The 436-nt window shown below is 62.6% G+C and carries 1 pseudogene; it reads right to left on the bottom strand.

The annotated features are described in order from the left end of the window. Positions 1–285 (bottom strand): annotated as a pseudogene (locus I6F33_RS38005) (hypothetical protein); the annotation flags it as partial. Positions 286–436: the final 151 nt, after the last annotated feature.

Genomic DNA, 436 nt, shown 5'->3' with positions numbered 1-436 from the left:
GACATCGGTGATGCGGCGCACGTCCACCAGCACGTCTTCCAGGGTGTTGATGCCCAAGTCCGGCAGGCCCAGCGAGCCTGCGGCAACGCCGCCGCCGGACAGGTAAATGGCACGGAAGCCGGCGCGCTTGGCCAGCAGGGCGTGGTTGGCGTTGATCGCACCGATCACCTGCAGCGGCGATTCGGCAGCCAGCGCCTCACGGAAGCGGGCACCGGCGGAGAAAGGGGCAGAAGCGGTCATGCGGCAATCCAGGTTGAAGTACGGGAAAGGAAGCGCAAGCACCATGCCAAGCTGCAAGCGGTTGATTTCACGGGAATGACCGGCATGCAACAGTGGAACATATGAAACATTGAAACGGATGTATCATGAAACATCCTCCCCGAAACGGCTGCCATGTATCTGCCCCGCTCCCCCCTGCGCCATGCCGATGCCGACC

It is taken from the genome of Bradyrhizobium sp. BRP20, assembly GCF_020194215.1.
GTDB classification, from domain to species: Bacteria; Pseudomonadota; Alphaproteobacteria; order Rhizobiales; family Xanthobacteraceae; genus Bradyrhizobium; species Bradyrhizobium yuanmingense.
This window is presented reverse-complemented; position numbering and strand designations above follow the sequence as displayed.